Raw genomic sequence first — 3,841 nt, forward strand, 5'->3', positions numbered from 1 at the left:
GNCGACCAGTGCGCGGCGGTGCGGGCGAGGGCATGGTCGAGGAGCAGCCGTGCGGTCCCGTCGTCTCCGCCGATGAGCCGGGCGGCGTGCCGCAGCTCGTCGATCGAGTCGATGACGAAGGCGTCGAAGGAGTCCTTCGGTGTGACGTGGTCCATGACGCACTCCCTCACTGGAAAGACCGTCATGTCCATCGTCGCGTGTTCCGGTCTCGACCCGTCTGGCCCGCGCGTCACGTTCGCGTAACGACTACGGCGGGCTCGGACATCCCCTCTCGGTCGCCAGCGGGTTCGGAGTGGACGCGACGCCAGGCGGAGGTGCTCGGCGCATCACGACGTTCGACGCCCCCGCCGTCACCGCCGTGTGCGCCACCTGGGCACGCCTGGTTCCCAACCGCAGAAGCGATCGTCGGCATGAGAAAGCCGCCCGCGTGCCGGTAATCGCACACGGGCGGTCGACGGGCGTCACGAGTGCCGTGATCGCGGGGAGGTACCGAAAGGTCAGCCGAGCTGACGCCGATAGCCGACGTCGGTGATCCAGCGAACGAACCCCTGGCCCGTGTACAACCGCACCGCGGCGGTGTTCGACTCATCGACGTACAGCATCACGGTCGCCAGGCCCCGGTCTCGAAGGTGCCGCAGGCCGACGGCGGTCAACGCCGTGCCGAGACGCATGCCCTGGGCCCTCGGTGACACCCCGAGGACGTACACCTCTCCGACCTGGGCGTCGCCGTCGCCGTGGACCTTCGTCCAGTGGAAGCCCAGCAGCTCCCCGTCGGAGTTCTCGGCGAGGAACAGCCCCGCCGGGTCGAACCACGCCTCCCGCTCGCGCATAACGAGATCGCGCACGGTCCACCCGCCCTGGTCCGGGTGGTCGGCGAAGGCGGCGTTGTTGACCGTCAGCAACGCCTGCTCGTCGCGGCCGGGCTGGAACGTTCGGATCGTCACGTCCGGAACGTCGACCGTCGGCCAATCCGCGTCGAGCCTTCGACGCATCTGGTACAGGACCCGTTCACGAGTGAAGCCGAACCGGTCGGCGAGCGCGACCGCCGACGGGTGATCGCCGTGCGCCCACGCGTTGACGGCGGAACGCCCGAGATCGGTGCCCTTGTCGACGACGGCCGCGACCAGGCGGGCGCCGACGCCGCGTCGGCGGTGCGCGGGGTGCACCACGAGTTCGACGCCGAGCGGGCCGGTGCCCGCCGCGTCGAGGTTGGCGTAGGCGATGAGTCGGCCGTCGTCGTCACGATCCAACAGGTGGAACACGGTGTCGTCGCTGCCGTGCCGCAACTTCAGCAACGGTTGCTCGCCGACGGCGGGCAGTCCGTCGGCGATGGCGGCGGTGTCGACGAGTTCCAGGACGTCGGTCGTGGTCGAGGAGTCGAGTGAGGTGAATACATCCACCCCCTAACGGTACTTCCAGCTGAATCTTGAGTATTTGAAAGATTCCTCGCAACCGTCCTGGCGCGCCGCGCGTGATATCGGGTGTAGCGAACAGGCAGCCATTGGCACGTCGATCGTTACTTGGGACCGAGCGCCGTGCCGGGGCGCTCGGTCCCCCTTTTTTTTGCGCATTGAACGTTTCTGCGTTTCCCCTGGTCATCGCCGATGTCGTCGGTGAGTTCCATCTCCGCGAGCGGATTCCCCGGAACGCGACGGCGAGACCACCCCCACCAGCGCATGACGAGACCCACGACGAGGCGGCGAACGCCGCGTGGTCGTCGCGGGGTTCGAGTGCGACCTATGTCACCAGTTGTCTCGGACGATCCGCAGCGCCATGGCCAGCGCGGGTCCGAACGGATCGGCCTCCGCGTGCCACTTCGCCTCGTGCTCGAACACGATCGACCCGGTGAACCCGCCCTCCCTCGCCGTTCGGATGGCCTCGGCGACGGGGAGCACTCCTGTGCCGGGCGCGACGGGGCGACGCACGTCGTCGACGTCCTTGATCTGGAGTTCGGAGAGCCGGTCCCTCAGCGCCGCGTAACTGTCGGCGGGAGTCTCGTCGGCGGTGGTCGTGTGCAGGATGTCCCACACCGCGGTCGCGGCGGTGCCGGACCGGTCGAGGATCGCCGCGACGTCGGTGGACCGGACGTGGTCGTCGTGCGTCTCGACGGCCAGGGTGACACCCGAGTCGGCCGCCACCGCGTCGGCCGCCGCCAGTGCCGCCGCAGCCTCATCCACTGTGGCGTTACCGGGGAAGACCCGCAGTCGGCGCACACCGAGACCGACCGCTAGGTCTACATGAGACCTTGTCTGATCGACGACGTCCGGAGCGTCCAGGCGGATGTACGTCGCCAGCGAGTCCACCGTCACTCCATTATCGAGGAAAATGGACCGGACCTCGTCCCGCTGCGCCACAGACATTGTCAGGTTGACCGGTTCATCATGGGCAATACGTAGCTGCACGATCTCAGCACCACTGGCGACCGCGAGCGCCACGACGTGCGAAATGGACACACCGGGGCAACCAAGCGTCGAAAAACCTACATACATGGAATGCAGCCTATCTGTGGTTGGACGCCTACATGTAGTCTGATGAATCGTGGATCACACTCGCCCCGCCACCCTCGCCGATGTTGCCCGTCGCGCCGAGGTCTCCGTCGCCACCGCCTCGCGAGTCCTCAATGGTTCGACTCATCGCGTGAGTGAACAGCTCGCCGACAAGGTCCGACACGTCGCCGTCGACCTGAACTATGCCCCGAACGTGCAAGCCCAAGGCCTCGCACGCAACACCTCCTCCGTCGTGGTCGTCCTTCTGCACGACATCACCGACCCGTACTTCGGTCAGATCGCCCACGGCGTGCTCGCGGAAGCCGCCCGCCGCGACGTCCGCGTCGTGATCGCCGAGACCGGCATCAACCCTGGCAACGAGAACGAACAACTGCTGTCGCTTCGAGGATTCCGGCCCCGGTCCGCGATCGTCGTCGGATCCCGAACCTCGCACGTCGAATCGGAGAAACGGCTCGCCCACACGCTCTGCCAGCTGCGCGCCGTCGGCGCATCCGTCGTCAGCGTCGGCCAGAAGGGCCTGCCGGGCGCGTGTCTGCACCCGTGCAACCGGGCCGGCGCCCACGCCGTCGCCGAACACTTCGTCGGCCTCGGTCACCGTCGCTTCGCCATCATCACCGGTCCGCAGACGCTGCGCGTCGTCACCGAACGGCACGACGGTTTCGTGGCCGGGCTGCCCGACGGGGCGCCGGTCGACGTCATCACGGCGGAGTTCAGCCGCACCGGCGGATACGAGGCCGGGCGGACGTTCGCCGCGAACGCCGACCGCGCGACCGCCGTGTTCGTGACCAGCGACGTCATGGCGACGGGCTTCTGCACGGCGCTCCGAGAAGCGGAGCTGTCGATCGGCGTCGACGTCTCCGTCGCCGGTTTCGACGACATACCCGTCGCCGCCGATCTGTACCCGCCGTTGACGACGGTACGGCTTCCCCTGGTGGACATGGGCGTACGCGCGTTGGGCCTGGCCATCGACGGCCCGCTCGACGAGGTCGTGCAGATCGACACCGAACTCGTCGTCCGAGGAAGCACGGGCCCGGCGCCGAGCTGATCGAACCGCCCGAACCCGAGCTGCGCCCCAACCGGGCCTCATGCGGTTCGCGTTCGAGCCCTCGCACCGCATCGCGCCGCGGGGCGGCGATCCCGCCGGCTCGCGCCGCCGCCCAGCCCGTCCACTCTCCGATCTCCGATCTCCGGTACACGACTCGTCGCAGCACGGCTCTCCGGCAAACGGCTCGTCCGCGCACGGCTCCATCCACTATGTCTTGGTTGGGCAAACGCTCCGCTTGGTTGGGCAAATTGCGAAAACACGCCTGTTTCCGANATTTGCCCAACCAAGC

The 3,841-nt window shown here is 67.9% G+C and carries 3 protein-coding genes; 1 reads left to right on the forward strand and 2 read right to left on the reverse strand.

Features of this window, described 5'->3' with window-relative positions; all coding sequences use genetic code 11:
- Positions 1 to 497: 497 nt before the first annotated feature.
- Both mshD and ACM9NP_RS19565 read right to left on the reverse strand, forming a co-directional pair.
- Entirely contained in the window at positions 498 to 1,400 is a 903-nt protein-coding gene (gene mshD / locus ACM9NP_RS19560) for a mycothiol synthase (RefSeq protein WP_415648195.1), read from the reverse strand.
- Between the two features lie 342 nt (positions 1,401 to 1,742).
- Positions 1,743 to 2,489, reverse strand: coding sequence for a sugar phosphate isomerase/epimerase family protein (locus tag ACM9NP_RS19565; RefSeq protein ID WP_415648196.1), 747 nt, complete (start codon positions 2,487 to 2,489; stop codon positions 1,743 to 1,745).
- A 49-nt stretch (positions 2,490 to 2,538) separates the two neighbouring features.
- On the opposite strand from ACM9NP_RS19565, the gene ACM9NP_RS19570 reads away from it, so the two are divergent.
- On the forward strand, positions 2,539 to 3,552 hold the full coding sequence (locus tag ACM9NP_RS19570; protein WP_415648197.1) for a LacI family DNA-binding transcriptional regulator: 1,014 nt from the start codon (positions 2,539 to 2,541) through the stop codon (positions 3,550 to 3,552).
- Positions 3,553 to 3,841: the final 289 nt, after the last annotated feature.

The organism is Stackebrandtia soli (genome assembly GCF_965137155.1).
GTDB classification, from domain to species: domain Bacteria; phylum Actinomycetota; class Actinomycetes; order Mycobacteriales; family Micromonosporaceae; genus Stackebrandtia; species Stackebrandtia soli.

Excerpts from the sequence above, each read along its gene's own strand:
- ACM9NP_RS19565 (WP_415648196.1), bottom strand. The coding sequence starts at position 2,489 with ATGTATGTAGGTTTTTCGACGCTTGGTTGCCCCGGTGTGTCCATTTCG.